The sequence below is a fragment of the Pseudomonas sp. SP16.1 genome (assembly GCF_052682975.1).
In genome coordinates, this window is record NZ_JBQYFZ010000001.1 from 4,644,854 (window position 1) to 4,670,668 (window position 25,815).

Sequence of the window (25,815 nt, forward strand, 5' to 3'; positions counted from 1 at the left end):
GGGGCGTGCCGATCGGGCGCTATTCGCCGCCTTCTTCCGCCTTTAGCGCACCGGTAGCGCCGTCCTCCAGCACCACGTAGGCGCTGCTGCAGAACAGCGAGTTCAGGCGCTTCATATCGGCGATCAACTCCAGGTGCAGCGAGCTGGTTTCGATGCTCTGCACCACCTGGCGCTGCAGGCGACCGATATGGGCATGGGCGAGGCGTCTTTCCTGCGCGCGGAAACGGCGTTTCTCGCGCAGCAGCTGACTGGCGCTGGCGCGATCGGCGCTGAGGAAGACGTTCAGGCCCAGGCGCAGGTTGGCCATCAGCTGTGCGTGCAGGGCGGTCAACTCCTCCAGGCCCTTGTCGGAGAAGGCCCGGCGCTGCGCGGTCTTCTCGCTCTGGATCTTGCCGAGCATGCGCTCGATCAGGTCGCCGGCCTGCTCCAGGTTCACCGCCAGTTCGAGGATTTCCGCCCAGCGCCGGCTGTCGTGCTCGCTCAGCGCCTCGCGCGGGATCTGCGCCAGATACAGCTTGACCGCGCGGCACAGACTGGCGACATCCTCATTGAGCACGCGCAGCTCCTTGTTCAGCGCCGGCTGGTTATGTTCCAGCACCGGCAGCAGGCGGCCGAGCATGGCCTCGATCAGGTCGCCGACGCGCAGGGTTTCGCGCACCGCATTGGCCAGCGCCAGGCTCGGCGTGGCCAGCGCCGTCGGGTCGAGATGACGCGGCCGGGCGATGCCGCCGTCCTCGGCACGATCCGGCATCAGCCAGTTGCAGAAGCGCGCCATCAGCCCCACCGTGGGCAGCATCAGCAGCGCGCGCAGGCTGTTGTAGAGCAGGTGGAAGAAGATCACCAGCTCGGCCGGCCGCCAGTTCAGACCGTCCAGCCAGTCGGCCAGCGGCTGCAGCACCGGCAGCACCAGCAGCAGGCCGATCAGCTTGTACAGCAGGCTGCCGAGAGCCACGCGGCGCCCGGCCGGGGTCTGCAGGCTGCTGGTGAGAAAGGCCAGCAGGCCGCTGCCGATATTGGCGCCGATCACCAGGCCGATCGCCACCGGCAAGCTGAGCAGGCCGGCGCCGGCCAGCGACGCGGTGAGCAGCACCGCGGCCAGGCTGGAATAGGTGAGCAGGGCGAACAGCGCGCCAACCAGGGCATCGAGCAGCAGGTCGCCGGTCAGCGAAGCGAACAGCACGCGAATGCCGCGCGCCTCGGTGATCGGTGTGGCGGCGGCGACGATCAGCTCCAGCGCCAGCAGCATCAGGCCGAGGCCGATGGCCACGCGGCCGAGCTGGCCGGCGCGGCTTTGCCGTCGGGAAAGGAAGAAGATCACCCCGAGGAAGGTCAGCAGCGGGCTCAGCCAGCTCAGGTCGAGGGTCAGCACCCGCGCCATCAGCGCGGTGCCGACGTCGGCGCCGAGCATGATCGCCAGCCCGGGCGCCAGCGCCATCAGGCCCTGGGCGACGAAGGAGGTGACCAGCAGCGCGGTGGCGTTGCTGCTCTGCACCAGGGCGGTGACGCCGATGCCGGCGACGAAGGCCAAAGGCCGGCGGCCGACGTTGTGGCTGAGGATCTTGCGCAGGTGCGAGCCGTACACCCGCAGGATGCCGGTACGCACGATGTGGGTGCCCCAGACCAGCAGGGCGATGGCTGACAGCAGGTTGAGCAGGGTCAGCATAAGGCGGCTCCCCCTTGAGCACCCGCGGACGATCGGCTGGGATCTTCACTGGGATGCAAAGCCGGCCGGCGACATGTGTTTTTATCCGGCCTGTACTGAGCATCGGCCGGAAATCGCCATTGCGCCAGTCAGCCGTCGCGCAACACCTTGAGTTCGGCATCGTCGGCGGAGAAACCGCGCTCGAGTTTGAACTTGAGGCTGAGGTCGGTGCGCGAGTCGGCGTACTTGAGCGCCTCGGCCAGACCGATGCGGCCGGCTTCGAGCAGGGCGAACAGGTGCTGGTCGAAGGTCTGCAGGCCCTGTTCGGCGGCGCGGGCGATGGCCTCGCGCAACTGGTCGAGCTCGTCGCGCTGGATCAGGTCGCGGATATAGGGCGTGCCGAGCATCAGCTCCACCGCGGCCACGCGCTTCTGCGCCAGGCCCGGCACCAGACGCTGGCCGATCACCGCCAGCAGGTTGTGCGCCAGGTCGGCCAGCACCTGCTTGCGCGCCTCATCGGGGAAGAAGCGCACGATGCGCTCCACCGCATGGCTGCTGCTGGTGGCATGCAGCGTGGCCAGGCACAGGTGGCCGGTCTCGGCGTAGTGCAGGGCGTGTTGCATGGTGGCGGCGTCGCGGATCTCGCCGAGCATGATCACGTCCGGCGCCTCGCGCAGCACGTTGCGCAGGGCATCGGCGAAGCTGTGAGTATCCAGGCCCACCTCGCGTTGGTCGATGATCGAGCGCTGGTGGCTATGCAGGAACTCGATGGGGTCTTCGATGCAGACGATATGCCCGCTCTTGTTGCGGTTGCGGAAATCCAGCATCGCCGCCAGGGTGGTCGACTTGCCCGAGCCGGCGGCACCGGTCACCAGGATCAGGCCGCGATCCTGCATCGACAGCTTTTCCAGCAGCTTGGGCAGGCCGAGCGCCGCGAAGCCGGGAATCTGGCTCTTGATCAGGCGCACCACCATGGCCACCTCGCCGCGCTGGTAGTAGAGGTTGACGCGGTAGCGTCCGGCGCCTTGCAGGCTCAGCGCCAGGTTCATTTCCAGGTCACGCTCGAACTCGGCGATCTGCTTCTGGGTCATCAGCTGATAGGCCAGCTGCTGCACCTCGCCGGACTTGAGCTCGTGGCTGTCGAGCGGCTGGCTGTGGCCCTCGACCTTCATGTGCGGCGGCGCGCCGACGCTGAAGAACAGGTCGGAGCCGCCGTGCTGGTGCATCAGCTGCAGGTAGGGGAAGACATCGGGCTGCTCGGGGCTGTGGGCGTCGTTCATTGGGCGGGTCGTCGGTCGGTCGGGTCGTGGCAAGCATAGCCGGCCGGCGCTGACGCGGCTTGCCCTGGGTCAAGCGCGCTGGCGTGCATCGGCCTGATTCGCCAGCGCGCGACGCTCTACACTATGGCCACTGGATCGGAATCGTTGCGTTCGGGCGCTAAGGCTGGAAATCGATGGCGGGACAATGGCGGCTGGGCCTGCTGCTGGGGCTGGTGCTGAGCGGCGCGGTGGCGGCCGCTGAGCTGCGCCTGGTGACGGGCGACGATTACGCCCCCTTCACCGGCAAGAACCTGCCCGGCGGCGGCATGCTTAGCCTGGTGGTGCGCGCCGCCCTAGCCGAGCGCGGGCTGAGCAGCACGCTGGACTGGCAGCCATGGAACCGCGGCTACCTCAAGACCCTGCGCGGCGACTACGACGCGGCCTTTCCCTACGTTCGCTCGGCAGAACGCGAGGCGAACTTCCTCTACTCGGCGCCGCTGTACGTCACCGAGCAGCACCTGTTCAGCCGTGCCGAGGACAGCATCGAACTGCAGGATCTGTCCCGTCTGAACGGCCGCCGTCTATGTTATCCGCTGGGCTGGCAGCCGCCCGTGGCGATCCAGCAATTGATTGACCGCGGCGTTCTGCAACGTCACTCGCCGCTTGGGCTCAAGGAATGCGCGCGATTGCTGCTGTTGCAGCGTGACGACCTGTTTCTCGCCGGCCGCGATCTGGGGGAAAGCGCCCTGCGCTCGACTGGCGCCGAGGCCAGCCAGTTTCACCGTTCCATGGCGGCGCTCGGCAGCAGCACGTTGCACCTGATCGTGCCGCGCGCTCATCCGCGCGCCGCTGAGCTGATCGCCGAGTTCGACCGCGGCCTGGCGGCACTGCACGCCAGCGGCGAGTACCGGCGTCTGCTCGAGCGTTATCTGCAGCAGGCCGCCGCCGAGCTCAGCCCAGCAGCGCCATGATCGCTACCAGGCTGCCCGCCGCCAGCAGCGTCTGCAGGGTGATGATGCCGGCCATCAGCTGGCTGTCGCCGCCCAGCTGACGGGTCAGCACGTAGGCGGTGGGGGCGGTGGGCAGGGCGAAGAACAGCACCAGCACCGCGCTCTCCATCGCTGGCAGGGCCAGCGCCCAGGCCACGCCCCAGGCCAGCAGCGGCATGGCCAGCAGGCGCAGGACGCTGTTGCTGCCCAGCGCGGGCACTTCGCCGCTTAGCTGCTCGGGCTTGAGCGCCGCGCCGACGCAGAGCAGGCCCAGCGGCAGGCTGGCGGCGGCGAGCAGGCCGAGCAGGCGATCGCTGCCGCCGGGCAGGCCGATACCCGTCAGGTTGAACAGCGCGCCGCCGACGCAGGCGAGGATCAGCGGGTTCTTGGCGATCGGCAGCAGCAGGCTGCGCGCGCTGACGCCGCGCTCGGCGGTCAGCGACCACACCGACAGCACGTTCACCGTCGGCACCATCAGCGCCAGCATCAGCGCGGCCAGGGTCAGACCATCCTGGCCGAACAGGCTGCCGACCGCTGCCAGGCCGAGGTAGGTATTGAAGCGCAGGATGCCCTGGGTGAAGGCGCCGAAGCGCCCGGCCGGCCAGCCGCGCAGACGGCGCACCAGCAGCAGGGCCAGCCAGGCGATACCCAGACCGAGCAGCACCGCCAGCGCCAGGCGTGGCAGCGCCGGGTTGCTCAGCGGCGCGCGGGCCAGGCTGGAGAACAGCAGGGCGGGAAACAGGATGAAGTAGTTCAGCCGTTCGGCGCCGGGCCAGAAGGCCTCGCTGGGAAAGTCGCGCAAACGCAGCCAGTAGCCGGCGATTATCATGGCGAACAGCGGCCAGAGGGCCAGCAACAGGTCGATCACGGCGGCTTCTTCCACGGGCAAAGCGGCGATAGTCGACCAGCTGCGCGGCCCGGCGCAAGCCTTCAGCTCGGCGGCAGGGCGCCGATGCTCAGGTGGAAGTCGAGCTGCTCCCAGTCCTCGCGGCGGTTGGCCAGGGTCTGCGCCGACTGCAGGACGATGCGGTAGTCGCCGTCCTCCGCGCGATGGTAGCCGGGGCGCGCCGGCTCCCAGGCCGAACCGCGGAACTCCAGCGGCGCCATGCCGAACTGGCGGATCAGCAGGGCCTCGAGCTGCTCGGCCTGGCCGGCGGCCACCCGGTACAGCGCCGCGCCGTCGCGGGCGCAGCCGGCGAACGCCACCGGCAGCTCCAGCTGCCAGCGCTGCAGCCAGTCGGTACAGGCGGATTCGTCCGCCTCGGCAAGCAAGGACGCGGCCAGCGGCAGTAGGAGCAGCAAGGAGCGCATGGACGACTCCGACGCGCGGCAGAAGTGACAGAGTCTAGACTGCTGGCGAGCCCTTCGCGGAGTTCCTGCCATGCCCGCCTCGCACCAGGGCGGCTGCCATTGCGGCCAGCTGCGCTACGCCTTCGACGCCCCGCTCGCGGATATCGCCCACTGCCATTGCGCAGATTGCCGGCGCAGCAGCGGCGGCATCCTGGTCACCTGGCTCACGGTGCCGCTGAGCAGTTTCCGCTGGCTGCGCGGCACGCCCGCCGAGTACGCCAGCACGCCGACCTGCACGCGCAGCTTCTGCCGCCACTGCGGCGCCCAGCTGACCCTGTTCAGCGCGCTCAGCCCGCACAGCCTGGATATCAGCGTGGCCTGCCTCGATCAGCCCGAGCGGGCGCCGGCGGACCGGCATATCTGGGTGCGCAGCCGGCTGCCCTGGCTGAGCGTCGATCCGCAGCTGCCGGAGGAAGACGAGGAGACTCTCTAGCCGGTCGCGGGTGCGGGGTGTCGCGGGGCCGCCCGGGCTGCGCGCACCTGGCCTTATCACTCAGGGCAACTGCAGGCCGCCGCTGTCTTGGTGCAACTTGCGCAGGTGCGCGCCGAGGGCCGCCAGGTTGGCCTCGTTGGCCTGCAGCTCGGCCAGGCGTGCAGGTTCCAGCAGCTTGCGCACTTCCACGTCGAGCTCGTCGCTGAGCTGGCGCAGCTGCTGCTGGCGCTGCCGGCTGCGGCTTTCCAGGCCTTGCCATTCGCCGGCCTGGGGCAGGCCGTAGCCGCTGTCGAGCAGCTCGGCTGGGCGGCTGAGAAAGCCGCTGCCGGCGAGTATCTGCTCCAGCGCCGCGCCGGCCTTGTCCAGGTTCGGGTCGCCGGCGGCGCGGCCGCTCAGGTAGCGGCGCTTGAGCTCGTCCTGGGCCAGCAGCAGCTGGCGGCGCAGGGCCGCCTGCTCCAGCAGCAGGAGGGCGGCGCTGGCGCGCAGGTCGGCTGCGGCGAACCAGTCGCGGCGCGCGGCGGCGGGCTGTTCCAGCCAGGCCTCGACGCTGTCCTGGGCGATCGGCAGGCGCTGGCGCAGCACGGCGAACATGGCCTGGTAGCGTTCGCGGAACGAATCGAAGCGATACCCCAGGCGCAGCGCCTCGCGCGCATCGTCGAGCACCGCGGTGTCGGCCAGGCCGCGCGCCGCCAGCAACTGCAGCAGGCCGTTGGGCAGGATGCTGTCGAGCGCCTGCAGAGCGGAATGCGCGGTGCCGCTGCGCAGCAGCTTGAGGGTCTCCACCGCGCAGTTGTTGGAGATGAAGTAGTAGTCGCCGTCGTAGCTCCAGTGCTGCTCGACGGCGCGCGCGACCAGCTGTTCCAGTTCGTCGCGCGACAGCTTGAGCGGCACCGAGGCCAGGCTGCGCAGCTCGACCTTGGTGTACTCGTCGACCACCTGCTCCAGCGGCAGGACGAACAGCCGCGAGGGGTAGGCGCCGGTCAGGCCGTCCCAGCTCGACAGCTGCAGGTCGCCGACGAAGGCGCGGTAGGACAGCACCAGGTGCTGGTCGAGATCCAGTCGGCAGTCGGGGCCGCGCGGCCGGCCCGGCGCGCACACCACCAGGCGCAGCATGCTGTGGCCCCAGCGGCTCATCCATTGCTGGTTGGCCTCGGCCAGCAGGTAGTCGACCGCATAGACCCGCTGCGGGTCGAGGCGGCCCAGCGGCTGGCGGGCGAAGTCACGGCCGGCGTTGAGATAGGCGTAGCCGTCCGCGCAGGGCTCGTGCGCCGGTGCCCAGGCGAAATGCTCGCGGAAGTAGCGCGCCAGCGACGGCCGGCGACAGGCATAGCTGGGGTCGAGGAGGAAGTACTCGAGGTTGACCGCGACGAACTCCAGGGGCCGGCTCAGCTCGTAGGCGTCCGGGCTGCGCGCGACCTGGCCGTTGTCCTGCTCGCGCGCGCCGCGCCGGCCGACCCGCTGCGCCCAGCCGGCCAGGTCGAGCAGACGCGGGTCGTCGCTGAGGGTGAAGCGCCGCGCGGTCTGGCCGCGGCAACTGTCCGGCAGGCCGACCAGGCCCAGCGACTCGGCGCGTTGCCGGCAGCGCTGCAGCTGCCGGCGCTGCGCCTCGGGCCAGAGCCGGGCGCGGTCGTACAGGTGGGTCAGCTCATGGATCAGGGTGGCGAGCAGCTCGCGCCGCTGGCTGCCGTGCACGCGCCCGGTTGGCGTCGTCGCGGCGCTGCCATCGGCCAGCGCCGGCAGCAGATCGGCGTTGAGTTCGATACCCGACCAGCGCCCGACACTGCCATAGGCGTTGGCCGGCAGGTGGTCGCGCCAGGCGACGCGCACCTCGCGCTCCAGGCGCTGGACGAAGCTCGGCGGCAGCGCCGCCAGGGCGTCGTCGAGCAGCGCCTGGCTGGCCTGGCGCTCGGCGGCGCTGAGGCCGCGCGCGTCCAGCTGCAGGCGCAGCTCGGCCTGGGCGACGCCGCCCAGCATTAGCAGCGCGATGCAGCAGCAGCGGCGCAGCTGGCTCACAGGGCGAGGATGGCTTCGGCCAGTTGCAGGTCGCTGGCGCTGCGCGCCTGTGGCAGCTGAGTGCGGATCGCCTGCAGGGCGGCTTCCAGTTGTGCGCCACGAATGTCGCCGACGCTGGCGACGAAGCTGGCGGCGTCGTCACGGGCCTGCAGCACGACCTTCATGTCGCGCAGCGAGGTGGTGGTGTCGGAGGTGAAATCGAGGCTGCGATCCAGGGCGCGGACGATGATGTTACTGGTGGCGACCAGGGTTTGCGCCTGGGCGAGGCCGCTGAACAGGGCGCAGGCGGTGGCGAGGACGACGAGCGAATGACGCATGGAAAAACTCCGCAAACGGCGAATGGACGGTTGGACGAGCCCGCGCGGCAGGGGTTCCGCAGGCGGGCGGGTCGAAGCGCGCGCAGTTTACGGGGCCAGCGTACGCCGGTCAGCAGTTGGCGCGACCGGCGTAACCTGGCTCAGAGGCTGAGAATCGCCTCGGCCAGTTGCAGGTCGTCGGCGGCGGCCAATGCTGGCACCTTGCTGCGCATATGCTGCAGCGCCGCTTCCAGCCGCACGCCGCGGATCTCGCCGGCGCTGGCGACGAAACTGGCGGCATCGTCGCGGGCGGCGAGCACCAGCTTGTCGTCGCGCAGCGAGGAACTGATATCCGAGGTGGCCTCGCTGGTGGCGGCGACGCCACTGACGATGGCATCGGTGGTGACCACGAAGCTGCTGGCCGAGGCATTGCTGGCCAGCGCGAGCAGGGCGACGCCTATCAGGCGGTTCAGGGGCATAGGAAGGGCTCCGAGTGGGCAGGAAACGCCGCGGCATGCGGCTGAGACTGGCGCTAGCTTAGCGGGCGGCACGCGAACGCTCCATGCTGGCGCTGCGCCAGAACCTGAAGAGGCCGATCTGTACCGGTCGATCAGTCGAGTGCTGGTAATTGTGCCGTTCGCCGGCCGGATAAAACGAAAGCCCCATCGCAGCAGAGACGATGGAGCTTTCAGAAGAGCCCAACTTGGAGGGAGCAGAATCGGTGAATCAGCGCCAGAACGGCTTGCTCAGCTCAGCGTAACGCTGGTTTTCGCTGATGCCGGCGTCGGCGAGCAGGCGGGCATCCAGTCGAGCCAGCTGACGGCGGCTGACGATGCGGCGCTGCCACAGGCTGAGGGTGGCGATCAGGCGCAGCGGCCAGGAGCTCTGGTGATTGGCGCTGTACTGGTGGAACAGGTCGGAACTGAGGGTACGTTCCATGGCGGTCATCCTTCCGCTTGTGGCGGCGCTGGTGTTTGCTTTCGATGGACAAATTATCCCGAGCGCGAGGAGAACCCAGTAGTCACAGCTGGATTAAATTGTTGTGCTATTAGATAGGTTGCTTTGTAACTGTGCCATATAAAATTGATCAAACTGTATTGGTCATAAGTGAGATGGCTGGGTGCTACCCGAATGCACGAGATAATTCACTGCAGTTCTTAATCTTCGCGGTAACTGTAGAGCGGTACAGTTGCCAATTGATCTGTGAAGGTGCCTGACCTGAAGTTCAGCTTTCTTCCGTGCGCCGCGCACAAAAAACCCGGCGCGAGGCCGGGTTTCCTGTCAGCTCGGTCAGCGGTTATTCCACCGCCTTGACCATGTCCTCGATGACCTTCTTGGCGTCGCCGAAGACCATCATGGTCTTGTCCATGTAGAACAGTTCGTTGTCCAGGCCGGCGTAGCCGCTGGCCATCGAGCGCTTGTTGACGATCACGGTCTTGGCCTTGTACGCCTCGAGGATCGGCATGCCGGCGATCGGCGACTTCGGATCGTTCTTCGCCGCCGGGTTGACCACGTCGTTGGCGCCGAGCACCAGTACCACGTCGGTCTGACCGAACTCGGAGTTGATGTCCTCCATCTCGAACACCTGCTCGTATGGCACTTCGGCCTCGGCCAGCAGCACGTTCATGTGACCCGGCATACGGCCGGCTACCGGGTGGATCGCGTACTTCACGGTCACGCCGCGGTGGGTCAGCTTCTCCGCCAGCTCCATCAACGCATGCTGGGCACGGGCCACGGCCAGGCCGTAACCGGGCACGATGACCACGGTGTCGGCATTGGTCAGCAGGAAGGCGGCGTCGTCGCTGGAGCCCGACTTGACGTTGCGTTCCTGCTGCGCGCCACCGGCGGCGCCGGCATCGGCGTCGGCACCGAAACCGCCGAGGATGACGTTGAAGAACGAGCGGTTCATCGCCTTGCACATGATGTAGGAGAGAATCGCGCCCGAGGAGCCCACCAGGGAGCCGGCGATGATCAGCATCGAGTTGTTCAGCGAGAAGCCGATGCCCGCCGCCGCCCAGCCCGAGTAGCTGTTCAGCATGGAGACCACCACCGGCATGTCGGCGCCGCCGATCGGGATGATGATCAGCACGCCGATGACGAATGCCAGCGCCACCAGGATGGCGAAGGCGGTGATGTCGCCGGTGAAGGTATAGGCCAGGCCGAGCCCGACAATGGCCAGGCCGACGGCCAGGTTCAGCAGGTGCTGGCCCTTGAACACCACCGGTGCGCCCTGGAACAGGCGGAACTTGTATTTGCCCGACAGCTTGCCGAAGGCGATCACCGAACCGGAGAAGGTGATGGCGCCGATGGCCGCGCCGAGGAACAGTTCCAGGCGGTTACCGGCCGGGATGGCGTCGTTCATGCTGGCGACGATACCCAGCGACTGTGGCTCGACCACCGCGGCGATGGCGATGAACACCGCGGCCAGGCCGATCATGCTGTGCATGAAGGCGACCAGCTCGGGCATCTTGGTCATTTCCACGCGCTTGGCCATGATCGAGCCGGCGGTGCCACCGACCAGCAGGCCGACGATGACGAAGCCGATGCCCTGCGCGGCCAGTTCCGCGCCCAGTTTGTGGATCAGGCCCAGGGTGGTGAGCACGGCGATGGCCATGCCGACCATGCCGAACAGGTTGCCGCGCCGTGAGGTGGTCGGGTGCGACAGACCCTTGAGCGCCTGGATGAAGCACACCGAGGCGACGAGGTAGAGAACAGTGATCAGGTTCATGCTCATGGTCAGTGCTTCTCCGCAGCCGCTTTCGGCGCCTTCTTCTTGAACATTTCCAGCATGCGTCGGGTGACCAGGAAGCCACCGAAGACGTTGACCGCAGCCAGCGCCACGGCCAGGGTGCCCATCGCCTTGCCCAGCGGGGTGACGGTCAGGGCGGCGGCGAGCATGGCGCCAACGATGACGATCGCCGAAATGGCGTTGGTCACCGCCATCAGCGGGGTGTGTAGGGCGGGGGTGACGTTCCATACCACGTGGTAGCCGACATAGATGGCCAGCACGAAGATGATCAGGTTGTAGATGCCGTCGGAAATCAGGTCCATATCCCTACTCCTTAACCGTTCTTGCGCACGACTTCACCGCCCTTGCACATCAGGCAGGCGGCGACGATGTCGTCTTCGAGGTTGAGCTGGAACTGGGCTTCCTTGTCGATCACCAGCTTGAGGAAGTCCAGCAGGTTGCGGGCATACAGGGCGGAGGCATCCGCCGGCACCATTGCGGCCAGGTTGGTGTGGCCGACGATGGTCACGCCGTGCTTGACCACGACCTGATCGGCCCCGGTCAGCGGGCAGTTGCCACCCTGGGCGGCAGCCAGGTCGATGACCACGGAGCCCGGCTTCATTTCAGCCACTGTGCTCTCATGGAGAAGTGTCGGTGCCTTACGACCCGGAATGAGGGCAGTCGTAATGACAATATCGGCCTGCTTGGCGCGCTCGTGCACGGCCTTGGCCTGGCGCTCCATCCAGGATTGCGGCATCGGGCGGGCATAGCCGCCAACGCCCTGGGCGCACTCGCGTTCCTCGTCGGTCTCGAACGGCACGTCGACGAACTTGGCGCCGAGCGACTCGATCTGTTCCTTCACCGCCGGACGCACGTCCGAGGCCTCGATCACCGCACCCAGGCGCTTGGCCGTGGCGATGGCCTGCAGGCCGGCCACGCCGGCACCGAGGATCAATACGCGGGCGGCCTTCACGGTGCCGGCGGCGGTCATCAGCATCGGCATGAAGCGCGGGTAGTGGTTGGCGGCGAGCATCACGGCCTTGTAGCCGGCGATGTTGGCCTGCGAACTCAGTACGTCCAGGCTCTGCGCGCGGGAGGTACGCGGTGCTGCCTCCAGGGCGAAGGCGGTGATGCCGCGGGCATTCATGCGCGCGATGGTGTCGTTGCAGAACGGGTTGAGCATGCCGACCAGCACGGCGCCGGTTTTCATGTGCGCCAGTTCGGCTTCGGTCGGTGCGAGCACCTTCAGCACCAGGTTGGCACCGAAAGCGGCCGACTCGTTGCCGATGGCAGCGCCAGCGGCCTCGTAGGCTGCGTCTGGAATGCTGGCGCTGACGCCGGCGCCGGTCTGTACCGTCACCTGGTGGCCTTGGCCGACCAGCTTCTTGACGGTCTCGGGCGTCGCGGCGACCCGCGTCTCCCCAGCATGGGTTTCGAGAGGAACACCGATGTGCACTTCTAGTCTCCTGCGTGATCTTTTTGGTGAACCTGCGCACTACACTGGCACGCTGGCGATGGGGGATCAGCACAAAACCCGCCTGAAGAGCGGGCGCGGCGATTGTGCAATCGAACGCAGACCCTTACAAGAAGTTATGGAGTAAAAAAAATGGATTACTACAAGTAATAGGTATATGAGGGATTTTTATACTGCGCGCAGGCCGCGCCATAGCTGAAGGAAAGCAGATTTCATGGGCCCTGCGTGGTCGTCTCGTCATTCATTGAACGAATGACCGTTGGTCGTACCGGCTGCGGTGTGAAGAGTAGCGAACGGACCGTTCAGAATAGTGGAATGACCCGAAAGTACTGGGCATGACGTCGATTGAACCGAATGCGGCGATGTAGTGTGACCTAATGATCGCTACTCGTTCATGATCTGGTCTCTAGGATGGCTCTGTGCCCTTGGCGAGAGCGCCGCCGTGGGTGTCACTCCTGGCGGTAGGCACTGGCTTGCTGCAGCAGCCAGTCGCGGAATGCCTTGAGCGCCGCCGATTCGGTCTTGCGCTCCGGCACCATCAGGTAATAGGCGCGGTTGCTGTTCGGCACTGCCCGGTCCAGGGCGATGACCAGGCTGCCATCGTCCAGCTCGCGCTGGATCAGAAACGGCGGAATCAGCGCGATGCCCATCTCATGGCGTGCGGCCTGAGCCAGCATGGAGAACAGCTCCAGGCGCGGGCCGGTCATGTCGCGTGCGACGTTGAGGCCTTGGGCCGCGAACCATTGACGCCAGGCATAAGGCCGAGTGGTCTGCTGCAACAGAGGCAGTTCGGCGATCCGCTCGGGGCTGCTGGGCAGTCCGTCGAGCAGTGCCGGGCTGCAAACGGGCAGCAGGTGCTCGTGCATCAGAAAGTGCGCCTCGGTGCCCGACCACTCGGCATCTCCGAAATAGATGGCGGCGTCGAAGTGGGTGTCGGCGAACAGGAAGGGGCGGGTGCGGTTGGTCAGATGCACCGTCACGTCGGGATGCAGCTGCTGAAAGGTCCTGAGCCTGGGCAGCAGCCACTGGGTGCCGAAGGTCGGCACCACCGCCAGCTCGAGGCTCATGGAGCCTTGGTTGCCCATCAGTGCCAGGGTGTCGCGCTCCACCGCGTCCAGTTGTGCCGCCACCTTGCGGCTGTAAGCGATGCCGGCCTCGGTCAGCACCACCCCCCGTCGCGAGCGGCGAAACAGTTCGACATTGAGAAAGCTCTCCAGTCCGCCGATCTGTCGGCAGATGGCGCTCTGGGTCAGGCTGAGCTCGTCCGCCGCCTTGGTGAAGCTCTGGTGACGGGCGGCCGATTCGAAGGCGACCAATGCGGCGGTACTGGGAATCTTGCGGCGCATCTATGCGTAACTCTCATTCGGGAGTGGATGGAATCGCCTGAAAAGCTACATCGAAGTGAGTAAATCGCACAATGCTGTGCATATTCTGCGTTTGTCCAATCGACGAAGCCGGCCTAGGATCAATGCCAGTCAGGGCCGGCGCGCCGGCCGTTCACGTCACCGCTTCGAGGTTCACTCCATGGCCAAGGCAAGTTTCAACTGGATCGATCCGCTGCTGCTCGATCAGCAACTGACAGAAGAAGAGCGCATGGTGCGCGACAGCGCCCAGCAGTTCGCCGCCGACAAGCTGGCGCCACGCGTGCTGGAGGCGTTCCGTCATGAGCGCACCGATCCGGCCATCTTCCGCGAGATGGGCGAGACCGGCCTGCTCGGCGCCACCATTCCCGAAGCCTACGGCGGCAGCGGCCTGAACTACGTATGCTACGGCCTGATCGCTCGCGAGGTGGAGCGTGTCGATTCCGGCTACCGCTCGATGATGAGCGTGCAGTCGTCGCTGGTAATGGTGCCGATCAACGAATTCGGCAACGAGGCCACCAAGCAGAAGTACCTGCCCAAGCTGGCGTCCGGCGAGTATATCGGCTGCTTCGGCCTGACCGAGCCGAACCACGGCTCCGACCCGGGCTCGATGGTCACCCGCGCCAAGAAGGTCGACGGCGGCTATCGCCTGAGCGGCAGCAAGATGTGGATCACCAACAGCCCGATCGCCGATGTCTTCGTCGTCTGGGCCAAGGACGACGAGGGCGAGATCCGCGGTTTCGTCCTGGAGAAGGGCTGGCAGGGCCTCTCCGCTCCGGCCATTCACGGCAAGGTCGGCCTGCGCGCCTCGATCACCGGCGAGATCGTCATGGACAACGTGTTCTGCCCCGAGGAGAACGCTTTCCCCGAGGTGCGCGGCCTGCGCGGCCCGTTCACCTGCCTGAACTCGGCCCGCTACGGCATCAGCTGGGGTGCGCTGGGCGCGGCCGAGTTCTGCTGGCACACCGCGCGCCAGTACGTGCTCGATCGCAACCAGTTCGGCCGCCCGCTGGCCGCCAACCAGCTGATCCAGAAAAAACTGGCCGACATGCAGACCGAGATCACCCTCGCCCTGCAGGGCTGCCTGCGCCTGGGCCGGATGAAGGATGAAGGCACCGCCGCGGTGGAGATCACCTCGATCATGAAGCGCAACAGTTGCGGCAAGGCGCTGGATATCGCCCGCCTGGCGCGCGACATGCTCGGCGGCAACGGCATCAGCGACGAGTTCGGCATTGCCCGCCACCTGGTCAACCTCGAGGTGGTCAACACCTACGAGGGCACCCACGACGTGCATGCGCTGATCCTTGGTCGAGCCCAGACCGGCATCCAGGCGTTCTTCTAACGGTGGGGGCTTCGCGCCCTGGTTTGCTATCGGTGCGCGCGGCGCACCCTACGGAGGTCCCATGGCCGGTGCCCTTTCGCATATTCGCGTACTCGACCTGTCCCGCGTGCTCGCGGGGCCCTGGTGCGGGCAGATCCTCGGCGACCTAGGCGCCGAAGTGATCAAGGTCGAGCGCCCGGGCACGGGCGACGATACCCGTCACTGGGGGCCGCCCTATATAAAGGACGCCGAAGGCAACGACTCGCGCGAGGCGGCCTACTTCCAGAGCGCCAACCGCAACAAGCAGTCGCTGACCCTGGATTTCACCCAGGCCGAGGGGCAGCGTCTGATCCGCGAGCTGGTGCCGCAGTGCGACGTGCTGCTGGAGAACTTCAAGGTAGGTGGCCTGGCTGCCTATGGTCTCGACTACGAATCGCTGAAGGTGCTCAACCCGCGGCTGGTCTACTGCTCCATCACCGGCTTCGGACAGACCGGGCCCTATGCCAAGCGCGCCGGCTACGACTTCATGATTCAGGGCCTCGGCGGCTTGATGAGCCTGACCGGGCGCCCCGATGGCGAAGAGGGGGGCGGTCCGGTCAAGGTCGGCGTCGCGCTGACCGATATCCTCACTGGTCTTTACGCCACGGTCGGGGTGTTGGCCGCACTCAACCAGCGCGAGCACTCCGGGATCGGCCAGCATATCGACGTGGCGCTGCTCGACGTACAGGTGGCTTGTCTGGCCAACCAGGCGATGAACTACCTGGCCACCGGGGTGGCGCCCAAGCGCCTGGGCAATGCCCATCCGAACATCGTGCCGTACCAGGATTTTCCCAGCGCCGATGGCAACTTCATCATCGCCGTGGGCAACGACGGTCAGTTCCGCAAGCTTTGCGAGGTCGCCGGTCTTCCGGCTTTGGCCGACGACCCGCGGTTTTCCACCAACAAGGCGCGGGTCGCTCACCGCGGTGAGCTGATCCCATTGTTGCGCCAGGCGACGGTGTTCAAGACCACCGCGCAGTGGATTGAGTTGCTGGAAGCGGCCGGTGTGCCCTGTGGCCCGATCAACGACCTGGCGCAGGTATTCGCCGATCCGCAGGTTCGGGCGCGTGGCCTGCGTCTCGATCTGCCCAATGCCCTAGGCAGCAGCACGCCGCAGGTGGCCAGTCCGCTGCGTTTGTCTGCTACCCCGGTGGCTTATCGCTCGGCTCCACCGTTGTTGGGGCAGCACACCGAAGCCCTGTTGCAGCGGCTGTTAGGCATGAGTGAAACGCAGGTCGCCGCGCTGCGCGGGGCGGGGGTGATATGAGCCTGTGGCGCTTCTATATAAAGATGAGCGGAGGTGCCTGATCGGATATGCGCAATTTTTTGCATATCAGGGGTTTACAGCTCGCCGTGCTCATGTAGAATGCGCGCCTCGCTGAGACGAACCCAGGTTCGGCGAAGCGCTAAGTTGTTGAGATAGAAAGAAAATTTCTTCAAAAACAACTTGACGGAGTAAAAAGGCGCTGTAAAATGCGCGCCTCACCGAAGCGGAAGAAATGACGTCGAGGTTGCTCTAAGTTGTTGAGTAGAAAGAAAAAATTCTTCGAAAAACAGCTTGACGGAAAGATGGGGTGCTGTAAAATGCGCGCCTCGGTTGAGACGAAAGACTTAACCAACTGTTCTTTAACAACTGAATCAAGCAATTCGTGTGGGTGCTTGTGAGGTAAGACTGGTAGTCGACAGATTATCAGCATCACAAGTAACACTCGTGAATTCGAGAGTTTTTTGCGATTGCTGAGCCAAGTTTAGGGTTTTCTCAAAACCCAAGCAGTATTGAACTGAAGAGTTTGATCATGGCTCAGATTGAACGCTGGCGGCAGGCCTAACACATGCAAGTCGAGCGGATGAGAGGAGCTTGCTCCTTGATTCAGCGGCGGACGGGTGAGTAATGCCTAGGAATCTGCCTGGTAGTGGGGGATAACGTTCCGAAAGGAACGCTAATACCGCATACGTCCTACGGGAGAAAGCGGGGGATCTTCGGACCTCGCGCTATCAGATGAGCCTAGGTCGGATTAGCTAGTTGGTGAGGTAAAGGCTCACCAAGGCGACGATCCGTAACTGGTCTGAGAGGATGATCAGTCACACTGGAACTGAGACACGGTCCAGACTCCTACGGGAGGCAGCAGTGGGGAATATTGGACAATGGGCGAAAGCCTGATCCAGCCATGCCGCGTGTGTGAAGAAGGTCTTCGGATTGTAAAGCACTTTAAGTTGGGAGGAAGAGTATTCACCTAATACGTGAGTATTTTGACGTTACCGACAGAATAAGCACCGGCTAACTTCGTGCCAGCAGCCGCGGTAATACGAAGGGTGCAAGCGTTAATCGGAATTACTGGGCGTAAAGCGCGCGTAGGTGGTTCGTTAAGTTGGATGTGAAAGCCCCGGGCTCAACCTGGGAACTGCATCCAAAACTGGCGAGCTAGAGTACGGTAGAGGGTGGTGGAATTTCCTGTGTAGCGGTGAAATGCGTAGATATAGGAAGGAACACCAGTGGCGAAGGCGACCACCTGGACTGATACTGACACTGAGGTGCGAAAGCGTGGGGAGCAAACAGGATTAGATACCCTGGTAGTCCACGCCGTAAACGATGTCAACTAGCCGTTGGAATCCTTGAGATTTTAGTGGCGCAGCTAACGCATTAAGTTGACCGCCTGGGGAGTACGGCCGCAAGGTTAAAACTCAAATGAATTGACGGGGGCCCGCACAAGCGGTGGAGCATGTGGTTTAATTCGAAGCAACGCGAAGAACCTTACCTGGCCTTGACATGCTGAGAACTTTCCAGAGATGGATTGGTGCCTTCGGGAACTCAGACACAGGTGCTGCATGGCTGTCGTCAGCTCGTGTCGTGAGATGTTGGGTTAAGTCCCGTAACGAGCGCAACCCTTGTCCTTAGTTACCAGCACGTTATGGTGGGCACTCTAAGGAGACTGCCGGTGACAAACCGGAGGAAGGTGGGGATGACGTCAAGTCATCATGGCCCTTACGGCCAGGGCTACACACGTGCTACAATGGTCGGTACAAAGGGTTGCCAAGCCGCGAGGTGGAGCTAATCCCATAAAACCGATCGTAGTCCGGATCGCAGTCTGCAACTCGACTGCGTGAAGTCGGAATCGCTAGTAATCGTGAATCAGAATGTCACGGTGAATACGTTCCCGGGCCTTGTACACACCGCCCGTCACACCATGGGAGTGGGTTGCTCCAGAAGTAGCTAGTCTAACCGCAAGGGGGACGGTTACCACGGAGTGATTCATGACTGGGGTGAAGTCGTAACAAGGTAGCCGTAGGGGAACCTGCGGCTGGATCACCTCCTTAATCGAAGACACCGGCTTTCTCATAAGTTCCCACACGAATTGCTTGATTCACTGTAGAAGACGATGCTGTAACGCGACCCTGTTATAGGTCTGTAGCTCAGTTGGTTAGAGCGCACCCCTGATAAGGGTGAGGTCGGCAGTTCAAATCTGCCCAGACCTACCAATTGCTTGGTGCAGAAGATTACGGGGCCATAGCTCAGCTGGGAGAGCGCCTGCTTTGCACGCAGGAGGTCAGCGGTTCGATCCCGCTTGGCTCCACCACTCTCGCGCGTTGCGGTAGCAGTTAAAGAGTTCAGAAATGAGCGCTTCAGGGGTTCCTGGTGAGTGCTGATTTCTGGTCTTTTGACCGGTACAAATCGTTCTTTAAAAATTTGGGTATGTGATAGAAGTGACTAACAGCGTGTTTCACTGCACGTTGTTAATCAAGGCAAAATTTGTAGTTCTCAAGACGCAAATTTTCGGCGAATGTCGTCTTCACGATTGAGATCGTAACCAGATTGCTTGGGGTTATATGGTCAAGTGAAGAAGCGCATACGGTGGATGCCTTGGCAGTCAGAGGCGATGAAAGACGTGGTAGCCTGCGAAAAGCTTTGGGGAGTCGGCAAACAGACTGTGATCCAGAGATCTCTGAATGGGGGAACCCACCCAGCATAAGCTGGGTATCTTGTACTGAATCCATAGGTGCAAGAGGCGAACCAGGGGAACTGAAACATCTAAGTACCCTGAGGAAAAGAAATCAACCGAGATTCCCTAAGTAGTGGCGAGCGAACGGGGACTAGCCCTTAAGTTGATTTGAGTGTAGTGGAAGGCTCTGGAAAGTGCCGCCGTAGTGGGTGATAGCCCCGTACACGAAACGCTCTTATCAATGAAATCGAGTAGGACGGGGCACGAGAAACCTTGTCTGAACATGGGGGGACCATCCTCCAAGGCTAAATACTACTGACTGACCGATAGTGAACCAGTACCGTGAGGGAAAGGCGAAAAGAACCCCGGAGAGGGGAGTGAAATAGAACCTGAAACCGTATGCGTACAAGCAGTGGGAGCCCACTTTGTTGGGTGACTGCGTACCTTTTGTATAATGGGTCAGCGACTTATATTCAGTGGCGAGCTTAACCGAATAGGGGAGGCGTAGCGAAAGCGAGTCTTAATAGGGCGCTTTAGTCGCTGGGTATAGACCCGAAACCGGGCGATCTATCCATGGGCAGGTTGAAGGTTAGGTAACACTGACTGGAGGACCGAACCGACTACCGTTGAAAAGTTAGCGGATGACCTGTGGATCGGAGTGAAAGGCTAATCAAGCTCGGAGATAGCTGGTTCTCCTCGAAAGCTATTTAGGTAGCGCCTCGTGTATCACTGCTGGGGGTAGAGCACTGTTTCGGCTAGGGGGTCATCCCGACTTACCAAACCGATGCAAACTCCGAATACCAGCAAGTGTCAGCACGGGAGACACACGGCGGGTGCTAACGTCCGTCGTGAAAAGGGAAACAACCCAGACCGTCAGCTAAGGTCCCAAAGTTATGGTTAAGTGGGAAACGATGTGGGAAGGCTTAGACAGCTAGGAGGTTGGCTTAGAAGCAGCCACCCTTTAAAGAAAGCGTAATAGCTCACTAGTCGAGTCGGCCTGCGCGGAAGATGTAACGGGGCTCAAACCATACACCGAAGCTACGGGTTCATCTTAGGATGAGCGGTAGAGGAGCGTTCTGTAAGCCTGTGAAGGTGAGTTGAGAAGCTTGCTGGAGGTATCAGAAGTGCGAATGCTGACATGAGTAACGACAATGCGAGTGAAAAACTCGCACGCCGAAAGACCAAGGTTTCCTGCGCAACGTTAATCGACGCAGGGTTAGTCGGCCCCTAAGGCGAGGCAGAAATGCGTAGTCGATGGGAAACGGGTTAATATTCCCGTACTTCTAGTTACTGCGATGGAGGGACGGAGAAGGCTAGGCCAGCACGGCGTTGGTTGTCCGTGTTTAAGGTGGTAGGCTGATTTCTTAGGTAAATCCGGGAGATCAAGGCCGAGAGCTGATGACGAGCGTTCTTTTAGAATGCGAAGTGGTTGATGCCATGCTTCCAGGAAAAGCTTCTAAGCTTCAGGTAACTAGGAACCGTACCCCAAACCGACACAGGTGGTTAGGTAGAGAATACCAAGGCGCTTGAGAGAACTCGGGTGAAGGAACTAGGCAAAATGGCACCGTAACTTCGGGAGAAGGTGCGCCGGTGAGGGTGAAGTATTTACTACGTAAGCCCATGCCGGTCGAAGATACCAGGCCGCTGCGACTGTTTATTAAAAACACAGCACTCTGCAAACACGAAAGTGGACGTATAGGGTGTGACGCCTGCCCGGTGCCGGAAGGTTAATTGATGGGGTTAGCGCAAGCGAAGCTCTTGATCGAAGCCCCGGTAAACGGCGGCCGTAACTATAACGGTCCTAAGGTAGCGAAATTCCTTGTCGGGTAAGTTCCGACCTGCACGAATGGCGTAACGATGGCGGCGCTGTCTCCACCCGAGACTCAGTGAAATTGAAATCGCTGTGAAGATGCAGTGTATCCGCGGCTAGACGGAAAGACCCCGTGAACCTTTACTATAGCTTTGCACTGGACTTTGAGCTTGCTTGTGTAGGATAGGTGGGAGGCTTTGAAGTGGGGACGCCAGTTCTCATGGAGCCATCCTTGAAATACCACCCTGGCAACCTTGAGGTTCTAACTCTGGTCCGTTATCCGGATCGAGGACAGTGTATGGTGGGTAGTTTGACTGGGGCGGTCTCCTCCCAAAGAGTAACGGAGGAGTACGAAGGTGCGCTCAGACCGGTCGGAAATCGGTCGTAGAGTATAAAGGCAAAAGCGCGCTTGACTGCGAGACAGACACGTCGAGCAGGTACGAAAGTAGGTCTTAGTGATCCGGTGGTTCTGTATGGAAGGGCCATCGCTCAACGGATAAAAGGTACTCCGGGGATAACAGGCTGATACCGCCCAAGAGTTCATATCGACGGCGGTGTTTGGCACCTCGATGTCGGCTCATCACATCCTGGGGCTGAAGCCGGTCCCAAGGGTATGGCTGTTCGCCATTTAAAGTGGTACGCGAGCTGGGTTTAGAACGTCGTGAGACAGTTCGGTCCCTATCTGCCGTGGACGTTTGAGATTTGAGAGGGGCTGACCTTAGTACGAGAGGACCGGGTTGGACGAACCTCTGGTGTTCCGGTTGTCACGCCAGTGGCACTGCCGGGTAGCTATGTTCGGAAAAGATAACCGCTGAAAGCATCTAAGCGGGAAACTTGCCTCAAGATGAGATCTCACTGGAGCCTTGAGCTCCCTGAAGGGCCGTCGAAGACTACGACGTTGATAGGCAGGGTGTGTAAGCGCTGTGAGGCGTTGAGCTAACCTGTACTAATTGCCCGTGAGGCTTGACCATATAACACCCAAACAATCTGCTGCTGACAGCAGAGGGTGTCGATGGTGAAGTCGACAAACCGAAAATTTGCGAGAGCTACAGGCCTGCGGCCTATGCCAAACGACTGTCACATACCCAATTCGCTGTAGCGGTTAACCCCGAGACAGCAACAAATTGCTTGACGACCATAGAGCGTTGGAACCACCTGATCCCATCCCGAACTCAGAAGTGAAACGACGCATCGCCGATGGTAGTGTGGTGCTTCACCATGTGAGAGTAGGTCATCGTCAAGCTCCTATACGAAACCCCAGATCGCTAACGCGGTCTGGGGTTTCTTCTATGTGCCGATAAAACGACGATTACTGCGCCGAGAGACTTATAGCTGGCTTGGGATGGCGGTGGCGCAACATGCTAGACTCGCGCGCTTCCGATCTGAGGTCGTTGTTCTTCGTGCCCCATGCCGCCCTTGCTCATCCGCCGCGCTGGTTGACTTGCGCCCAGCTGCATCCGCAGCCGGCTGCCGCCCTGCGCGACTGGCTGTTCAATCAGGACTCGCTGACCCGTCGCCTCACCGCGTTGTCGCATGACGGCTTCTCCGTCACTCCGCTGGACGAGGGCTGGCAGCGCCTGCGCAGCGACGAGTGCGTTGCCCTCGGTGTCGCCGACGGCTGCCAGGGCTGGGTGCGCGAGGTATACCTGCGCGGCCACGGTCAGCCCTGGGTGTTCGCTCGCAGCGTGGCGGCGCGCAGTGCCCTGGAAGGCTCCGGGCTGAACCTGGCCGACCTGGGCAGCCGTTCGCTCGGCGAACTGCTATTCAGCGACCGCGCCTTCGACCGCGGCGAGCTGCAGGCCTGCCGCTACCCGGCCGTCTGGCTGCCGGAAGAGGTGCGCGAGGAACGCCTGTGGGCGCGCCGTTCCTGCTTCAGCCGCAGCGCCCTCGGCGTGCTGGTGGCCGAAGTCTTTCTGCCGGCCTTCTGGCAGGCGGCCGCGATCGATTCGTAGGTTGGATGACGCTTTTCAGGGCTTGCCGCCTCTGGCAACCATCCGGCGGGCCGTCGTTGCACTGCGTTAAGAATGGCTCCCGGCCTTTTTTCAGCCACCACCCGGCGGCCATGAAGGATCGATGAAGCGCGATCCACCCTAGGCCACCAAGCTCCGTATAATCCGCGCAACCCGCACGGAGACGCCTCGATGTACACCCGCCTGCTGCAATCGACCAGCCGCCTGCACCCGCGCGTCTGGGACTTCATCCAGCTGATGCGCCTGGACAAGCCCATCGGTATCTACCTGCTACTGTGGCCGACGCTGTGGGCATTGTGGGTGGCGGCTGAAGGCGTGCCGAGCACGAAGAACCTGCTGATCTTCGTCTTCGGCGTGATCCTGATGCGTGCCGCCGGTTGCGTGATCAACGACTACGCCGACCGCAACTTCGACGGCCACGTCAGCCGCACCCAGGCGCGCCCGCTGGCCAGCGGCAAGATCCAGCCGCGCGAGGCGCTGATCCTGTTCGTCGTGCTGGTGACTCTAAGCTTCGGCCTGGTGCTGCTGACCAATGCCAGCACCATCTGGCTTTCGTTCGGCGGCCTGGCCCTGGCGGCCTGCTACCCCTTCATGAAGCGCTACACCTTCTACCCGCAGGTGGTGCTCGGCGCGGCCTTCTCCTGGGGCATGCCGATGGCCTTCACCGCCGAAACCGGCGGCCTGCCTGGCGAGGCCTGGCTGCTGTACATCGCCAACCTGCTGTGGACCGTGGCCTACGACACCTACTACGCCATGGCCGACCGCGACGACGACCTGAAGATTGGGGTGAAATCCACCGCCATCCTGTTCGGCGACGCCGACCGCCTGATCATCGCCACCCTGCAGGGCCTGGCGCTGTTCTGCCTGCTGCTGGCCGGCGCACGGTTCGAACTGGGTATCTGCTTCCACGCCGGCCTGCTGGTCGCCGCGGCCTGCTTCGTCTGGGAGTACCGGGCCACGCGCACCCGCAAGCCGATGGCCTGCTTCAACGCCTTCCTGCACAACCACTGGGCGGGGTTGGCGATCTTCGTCGGTATCGTGCTGGACTACGCGTTACGCTGAACGCTGCCGTGTACCTGTCATATCGCTGCAATAATTCCGTTATCTAATGCGGCGCAGACAGATGAACGAACCGAGGCGGGACCATGGTTGGCAAGAACATCCTGATCGTCGATGACGAAGCACCGATCCGCGAGATGATCGCGGTGGCCCTGGAAATGGCCGGATACGAGTGCCTGGAGGCGGAGAATACCCAGCAGGCCCATGCCGTGATCGTCGATCGCAAGCCCGATCTGATCCTGCTCGACTGGATGCTGCCCGGCACCAGCGGCATCGAGCTGGCGCGACGCCTCAAGCGTGACGATCTGACCTGCGACATCCCGATCATCATGCTCACCGCCAAGGGCGAAGAGGACAACAAGATCCAGGGCCTGGAAGTCGGTGCCGACGACTACATCACCAAGCCGTTCTCGCCACGCGAGCTGGTCGCCCGTCTCAAGGCCGTGCTGCGTCGCGCCGGACCCAGCGACAGCGAGGCGCCGATCGAGGTCGGCGGCCTGTTGCTCGACCCCATCAGTCATCGCGTGACCATCGACGGCAAGCCGGCCGAGATGGGCCCCACCGAATACCGCCTGCTGCAGTTCTTCATGACCCACCAGGAGCGGGCCTACACCCGCGGCCAACTGCTCGACCAGGTCTGGGGCGGCAACGTCTACGTCGAGGAGCGCACCGTTGACGTGCATATCCGCCGGCTGCGCAAGGCGCTCGGCGACGCCTACGAAAACCTGGTACAAACCGTGCGCGGCACCGGCTATCGTTTCTCCACCAAAGGCTGACCGTCGGCGCGAACTCGTGCCTGCCGCTCGACAAGGATGCGCTCCATCGTGAACCAAGACTGGCGTGGCGCCGTGGTGCGTCGTCTGTTGCTGCTGCTCGGCGCCTGCCTGCTGCTCGGCTTCATCACCGGCGAATATGCCTGGGTGCTGGCCGCCGGCCTTGCCATCCACCTGGGCTGGACTCTCAGCCAGCTGCTGCGCCTGCACAAGTGGCTGCGCGAGCACAAACCCGACGAACCACCGCCGGATGGTTACGGCCTGTGGGGCGAGGTGTTCGACAGCATCTACCACCTGCAGCGGCGCAACCAGAAGGCGCGCGGCCGACTGCAGGCGGTGATCGACCGCGTGCAGGAGTCCACCGCCGCGCTCAAGGACGCGGTGGTGATGCTCGACAGCCAGGGCAACCTGGAGTGGTGGAACCGCGCCGCGGAAACCCTGCTGGGCCTGAAGACCCCGCAGGACAGCGGCCAGCCGCTGGCCAATCTGGTGCGTGATCCACGTTTCAAGGAGTACTTCGAGCGCGGCAACTACGCCGATGCGCTGGAGATTCCCTCGCCGGTCAACGACCGTCGCCGCCTGCAGTTCCATATCACCCGCTATGGCAACCGCGAGCACCTGCTGCTGGTGCGCGACGTCACCCGCCTGCACCAGCTGGAGCAGATGCGCAAGGACTTCGTCGCCAACGTCTCGCATGAGCTGCGCACGCCGCTGACGGTGATCGCCGGCTACCTGGAGACGCTGCTGGACAACGTCGAGGCGGTCAATCCGCGCTGGCTGCGCGCGTTGCAGCAGATGCAGCAGCAGGGTGCGCGAATGCAGACTCTGCTGAATGATCTGCTTCTGTTGGCGAAGCTGGAGGCCACCGACTATCCATCGGACAATCAGCCGGTGGCGGTCGACCTGATGCTGTTGTCGATCCGCAACGACGCCCAGGCGCTGTCCGGCGCGAAGCACCACCGCATCAGCCTTGAGGCGGATCCGCATCTCAAGCTCAAGGGCAGCGAGGCGGAGTTGCGTAGCGCCTTCTCCAACCTGATATTCAATGCGGTGAAGTACACCCCGGCCGACGGCGAGATTCGCATTCGCTGGTGGGGCGACGAGCGGGGCGCACATCTGGCTGTCAGCGATACCGGCATGGGCATCGAGGCCAAGCACCTGCCGCGCCTGACCGAGCGCTTCTACCGGGTCGACTCCAGCCGCGCCAGTTCCACCGGCGGTACCGGCCTGGGTCTGGCCATCGTCAAGCACGTCCTGCTGCGCCACCGCGGAAGCCTGGAGATCGCCAGCGTACTGGGCAAGGGCAGCACTTTCACCTGCCATTTCGCCCCGGCTCAGGTGGTGCAGCGCGGCCGCTGAA

At 63.4% G+C, this 25,815-nt stretch carries 20 protein-coding genes, 2 tRNA genes and 3 rRNA genes; 13 read left to right on the forward strand and 12 right to left on the reverse strand.

The window, feature by feature from the left end:
- Positions 1-19: 19 nt before the first annotated feature.
- Positions 20-1,663, reverse strand: a complete 1,644-nt coding sequence (locus tag ACUTAF_RS21865; protein ID WP_445581936.1) for a Na/Pi cotransporter family protein — start codon at positions 1,661-1,663, stop codon at positions 20-22.
- Positions 1,664-1,791: 128 nt separating this feature from the next.
- On the reverse strand, positions 1,792-2,922 hold the full coding sequence (locus tag ACUTAF_RS21870; RefSeq protein ID WP_445581937.1) for a PilT/PilU family type 4a pilus ATPase: 1,131 nt from the start codon (positions 2,920-2,922) through the stop codon (positions 1,792-1,794).
- Between the two features lie 173 nt (positions 2,923-3,095).
- Between ACUTAF_RS21870 and ACUTAF_RS21875 the strand changes: the two genes are divergently transcribed.
- Positions 3,096-3,872 carry a substrate-binding periplasmic protein gene (locus ACUTAF_RS21875; protein WP_445581938.1) on the forward strand — a complete coding sequence of 259 codons (777 nt, stop codon included), beginning with the start codon at positions 3,096-3,098 and terminating at the stop codon, positions 3,870-3,872.
- Here the strand turns inward: ACUTAF_RS21875 and ACUTAF_RS21880 are convergent.
- Positions 3,853-4,788, reverse strand: a complete 936-nt coding sequence (locus ACUTAF_RS21880; protein WP_445582489.1) for an AEC family transporter — start codon at positions 4,786-4,788, stop codon at positions 3,853-3,855. The two genes, ACUTAF_RS21875 and ACUTAF_RS21880, sit on opposite strands and share 20 nt — an antisense overlap.
- 32 nt (positions 4,789-4,820) lie before the next feature.
- Positions 4,821-5,201 (reverse strand): hypothetical protein, encoded by a 381-nt coding sequence (locus ACUTAF_RS21885; RefSeq protein ID WP_445581939.1) that lies wholly within the window; start codon positions 5,199-5,201, stop codon positions 4,821-4,823.
- Between the two features lie 70 nt (positions 5,202-5,271).
- Between ACUTAF_RS21885 and ACUTAF_RS21890 the strand changes: the two genes are divergently transcribed.
- The gene (locus ACUTAF_RS21890; RefSeq protein ID WP_445581940.1) at positions 5,272-5,673 is read left to right on the forward strand and encodes a GFA family protein; all 402 of its coding nucleotides are present in this window, start codon (positions 5,272-5,274) and stop codon (positions 5,671-5,673) included.
- Positions 5,674-5,733: 60 nt separating this feature from the next.
- Here ACUTAF_RS21890 and ACUTAF_RS21895 read toward each other — a convergent pair whose 3' ends face one another.
- The 8 genes from ACUTAF_RS21895 to ACUTAF_RS21930 form a co-directional block, all read right to left on the reverse strand.
- Complete coding sequence (locus ACUTAF_RS21895; RefSeq protein WP_445582490.1) at positions 5,734-7,647, reverse strand: DUF7844 domain-containing protein; 1,914 nt, start codon at positions 7,645-7,647, stop codon at positions 5,734-5,736.
- Positions 7,648-7,682: 35 nt separating this feature from the next.
- Complete coding sequence (locus tag ACUTAF_RS21900) at positions 7,683-8,003, reverse strand: DUF2388 domain-containing protein (RefSeq protein WP_445581941.1); 321 nt, start codon at positions 8,001-8,003, stop codon at positions 7,683-7,685.
- Between the two features lie 140 nt (positions 8,004-8,143).
- The gene (locus tag ACUTAF_RS21905; protein WP_445581942.1) at positions 8,144-8,461 is read right to left on the reverse strand and encodes a DUF2388 domain-containing protein; all 318 of its coding nucleotides are present in this window, start codon (positions 8,459-8,461) and stop codon (positions 8,144-8,146) included.
- A gap of 247 nt (positions 8,462-8,708) precedes the next feature.
- Positions 8,709-8,921, reverse strand: coding sequence for a DUF1127 domain-containing protein (locus ACUTAF_RS21910; RefSeq protein WP_445581943.1), 213 nt, complete (start codon positions 8,919-8,921; stop codon positions 8,709-8,711).
- 358 nt (positions 8,922-9,279) lie between these two features.
- Positions 9,280-10,716 carry an NAD(P)(+) transhydrogenase (Re/Si-specific) subunit beta gene (locus ACUTAF_RS21915; RefSeq protein ID WP_445581944.1) on the reverse strand — a complete coding sequence of 479 codons (1,437 nt, stop codon included), beginning with the start codon at positions 10,714-10,716 and terminating at the stop codon, positions 9,280-9,282.
- Positions 10,717-10,718: 2 nt separating this feature from the next.
- Complete coding sequence (locus ACUTAF_RS21920) at positions 10,719-11,033, reverse strand: NAD(P) transhydrogenase subunit alpha part 2 (RefSeq protein ID WP_044405771.1); 315 nt, start codon at positions 11,031-11,033, stop codon at positions 10,719-10,721.
- Between the two features lie 11 nt (positions 11,034-11,044).
- Positions 11,045-12,166, reverse strand: a complete 1,122-nt coding sequence (locus ACUTAF_RS21925; protein ID WP_445581945.1) for a Re/Si-specific NAD(P)(+) transhydrogenase subunit alpha — start codon at positions 12,164-12,166, stop codon at positions 11,045-11,047.
- Positions 12,167-12,633: 467 nt separating this feature from the next.
- Positions 12,634-13,530 (reverse strand): LysR substrate-binding domain-containing protein, encoded by an 897-nt coding sequence (locus ACUTAF_RS21930; protein WP_445581946.1) that lies wholly within the window; start codon positions 13,528-13,530, stop codon positions 12,634-12,636.
- A 178-nt stretch (positions 13,531-13,708) separates the two neighbouring features.
- On the opposite strand from ACUTAF_RS21930, the gene ACUTAF_RS21935 reads away from it, so the two are divergent.
- The 11 genes from ACUTAF_RS21935 to phoR all read left to right on the forward strand — a co-directional run bounded on the left by ACUTAF_RS21935 (position 13,709) and on the right by phoR (position 25,814).
- Positions 13,709-14,887, forward strand: a complete 1,179-nt coding sequence (locus ACUTAF_RS21935; RefSeq protein ID WP_445581947.1) for an acyl-CoA dehydrogenase — start codon at positions 13,709-13,711, stop codon at positions 14,885-14,887.
- Positions 14,888-14,948: 61 nt separating this feature from the next.
- Positions 14,949-16,172, forward strand: a complete 1,224-nt coding sequence (locus ACUTAF_RS21940; protein WP_445581948.1) for a CaiB/BaiF CoA transferase family protein — start codon at positions 14,949-14,951, stop codon at positions 16,170-16,172.
- 511 nt (positions 16,173-16,683) lie between these two features.
- Positions 16,684-18,220 (forward strand): 16S ribosomal RNA (locus ACUTAF_RS21945).
- A gap of 85 nt (positions 18,221-18,305) precedes the next feature.
- Positions 18,306-18,382: transfer RNA gene (locus ACUTAF_RS21950), tRNA-Ile, on the forward strand.
- Positions 18,383-18,404: 22 nt separating this feature from the next.
- Positions 18,405-18,480: transfer RNA gene (locus ACUTAF_RS21955), tRNA-Ala, on the forward strand.
- 252 nt (positions 18,481-18,732) lie between these two features.
- Positions 18,733-21,624: ribosomal RNA gene (locus ACUTAF_RS21960) — 23S ribosomal RNA — on the forward strand.
- A 156-nt stretch (positions 21,625-21,780) separates the two neighbouring features.
- Positions 21,781-21,896, forward strand: a 5S ribosomal RNA gene (rrf, locus tag ACUTAF_RS21965).
- The 16S, 23S and 5S rRNA genes sit together here with 2 tRNA genes alongside, the layout of an rRNA operon.
- Positions 21,897-22,053: 157 nt before the next feature.
- Positions 22,054-22,605, forward strand: a complete 552-nt coding sequence (locus ACUTAF_RS21970; RefSeq protein ID WP_445582491.1) for a chorismate--pyruvate lyase family protein — start codon at positions 22,054-22,056, stop codon at positions 22,603-22,605.
- A 189-nt stretch (positions 22,606-22,794) separates the two neighbouring features.
- Positions 22,795-23,685: a 4-hydroxybenzoate octaprenyltransferase gene (ubiA, locus tag ACUTAF_RS21975; RefSeq protein WP_445581949.1), complete on the forward strand. Its 891-nt coding sequence runs from the start codon at positions 22,795-22,797 to the stop codon at positions 23,683-23,685.
- Between the two features lie 83 nt (positions 23,686-23,768).
- Entirely contained in the window at positions 23,769-24,458 is a 690-nt protein-coding gene (gene phoB / locus ACUTAF_RS21980; RefSeq protein WP_445581950.1) for a phosphate regulon transcriptional regulator PhoB, read from the forward strand.
- A gap of 36 nt (positions 24,459-24,494) precedes the next feature.
- Complete coding sequence (gene phoR / locus ACUTAF_RS21985; protein ID WP_445581951.1) at positions 24,495-25,814, forward strand: phosphate regulon sensor histidine kinase PhoR; 1,320 nt, start codon at positions 24,495-24,497, stop codon at positions 25,812-25,814.
- The last annotated feature ends 1 nt before the right edge of the window (position 25,815 follow it).

Bases quoted from the DNA above. Each gene is read 5' to 3' on its own strand.
- ACUTAF_RS21900 (WP_445581941.1), bottom strand. From the start codon at position 8,003: ATGCGTCATTCGCTCGTCGTCCTCGCCACCGCCTGCGCCCTGTTCAGC.
- ACUTAF_RS21890 (WP_445581940.1), top strand. From the start codon at position 5,272: ATGCCCGCCTCGCACCAGGGCGGCTGCCATTGCGGCCAGCTGCGCTAC.
- ACUTAF_RS21930 (WP_445581946.1), bottom strand. From the start codon at position 13,530: ATGCGCCGCAAGATTCCCAGTACCGCCGCATTGGTCGCCTTCGAATCG.
- ACUTAF_RS21865 (WP_445581936.1), bottom strand. From the start codon at position 1,663: ATGCTGACCCTGCTCAACCTGCTGTCAGCCATCGCCCTGCTGGTCTGG.
- ACUTAF_RS21915 (WP_445581944.1), bottom strand. From the start codon at position 10,716: ATGAGCATGAACCTGATCACTGTTCTCTACCTCGTCGCCTCGGTGTGC.
- ACUTAF_RS21940 (WP_445581948.1), top strand. From the start codon at position 14,949: ATGGCCGGTGCCCTTTCGCATATTCGCGTACTCGACCTGTCCCGCGTG.
- ACUTAF_RS21935 (WP_445581947.1), top strand. From the start codon at position 13,709: ATGGCCAAGGCAAGTTTCAACTGGATCGATCCGCTGCTGCTCGATCAG.
- ACUTAF_RS21910 (WP_445581943.1), bottom strand. From the start codon at position 8,921: ATGGAACGTACCCTCAGTTCCGACCTGTTCCACCAGTACAGCGCCAAT.
- ACUTAF_RS21920 (WP_044405771.1), bottom strand. From the start codon at position 11,033: ATGGACCTGATTTCCGACGGCATCTACAACCTGATCATCTTCGTGCTG.
- ACUTAF_RS21905 (WP_445581942.1), bottom strand. From the start codon at position 8,461: ATGCCCCTGAACCGCCTGATAGGCGTCGCCCTGCTCGCGCTGGCCAGC.
- phoR (WP_445581951.1), top strand. From the start codon at position 24,495: ATGCGCTCCATCGTGAACCAAGACTGGCGTGGCGCCGTGGTGCGTCGT.
- ACUTAF_RS21875 (WP_445581938.1), top strand. From the start codon at position 3,096: ATGGCGGGACAATGGCGGCTGGGCCTGCTGCTGGGGCTGGTGCTGAGC.
- ACUTAF_RS21870 (WP_445581937.1), bottom strand. From the start codon at position 2,922: ATGAACGACGCCCACAGCCCCGAGCAGCCCGATGTCTTCCCCTACCTG.
- ACUTAF_RS21895 (WP_445582490.1), bottom strand. From the start codon at position 7,647: ATGCTGGGCGGCGTCGCCCAGGCCGAGCTGCGCCTGCAGCTGGACGCG.
- phoB (WP_445581950.1), top strand. From the start codon at position 23,769: ATGGTTGGCAAGAACATCCTGATCGTCGATGACGAAGCACCGATCCGC.
- ubiA (WP_445581949.1), top strand. From the start codon at position 22,795: ATGTACACCCGCCTGCTGCAATCGACCAGCCGCCTGCACCCGCGCGTC.
- ACUTAF_RS21885 (WP_445581939.1), bottom strand. From the start codon at position 5,201: ATGCGCTCCTTGCTGCTCCTACTGCCGCTGGCCGCGTCCTTGCTTGCC.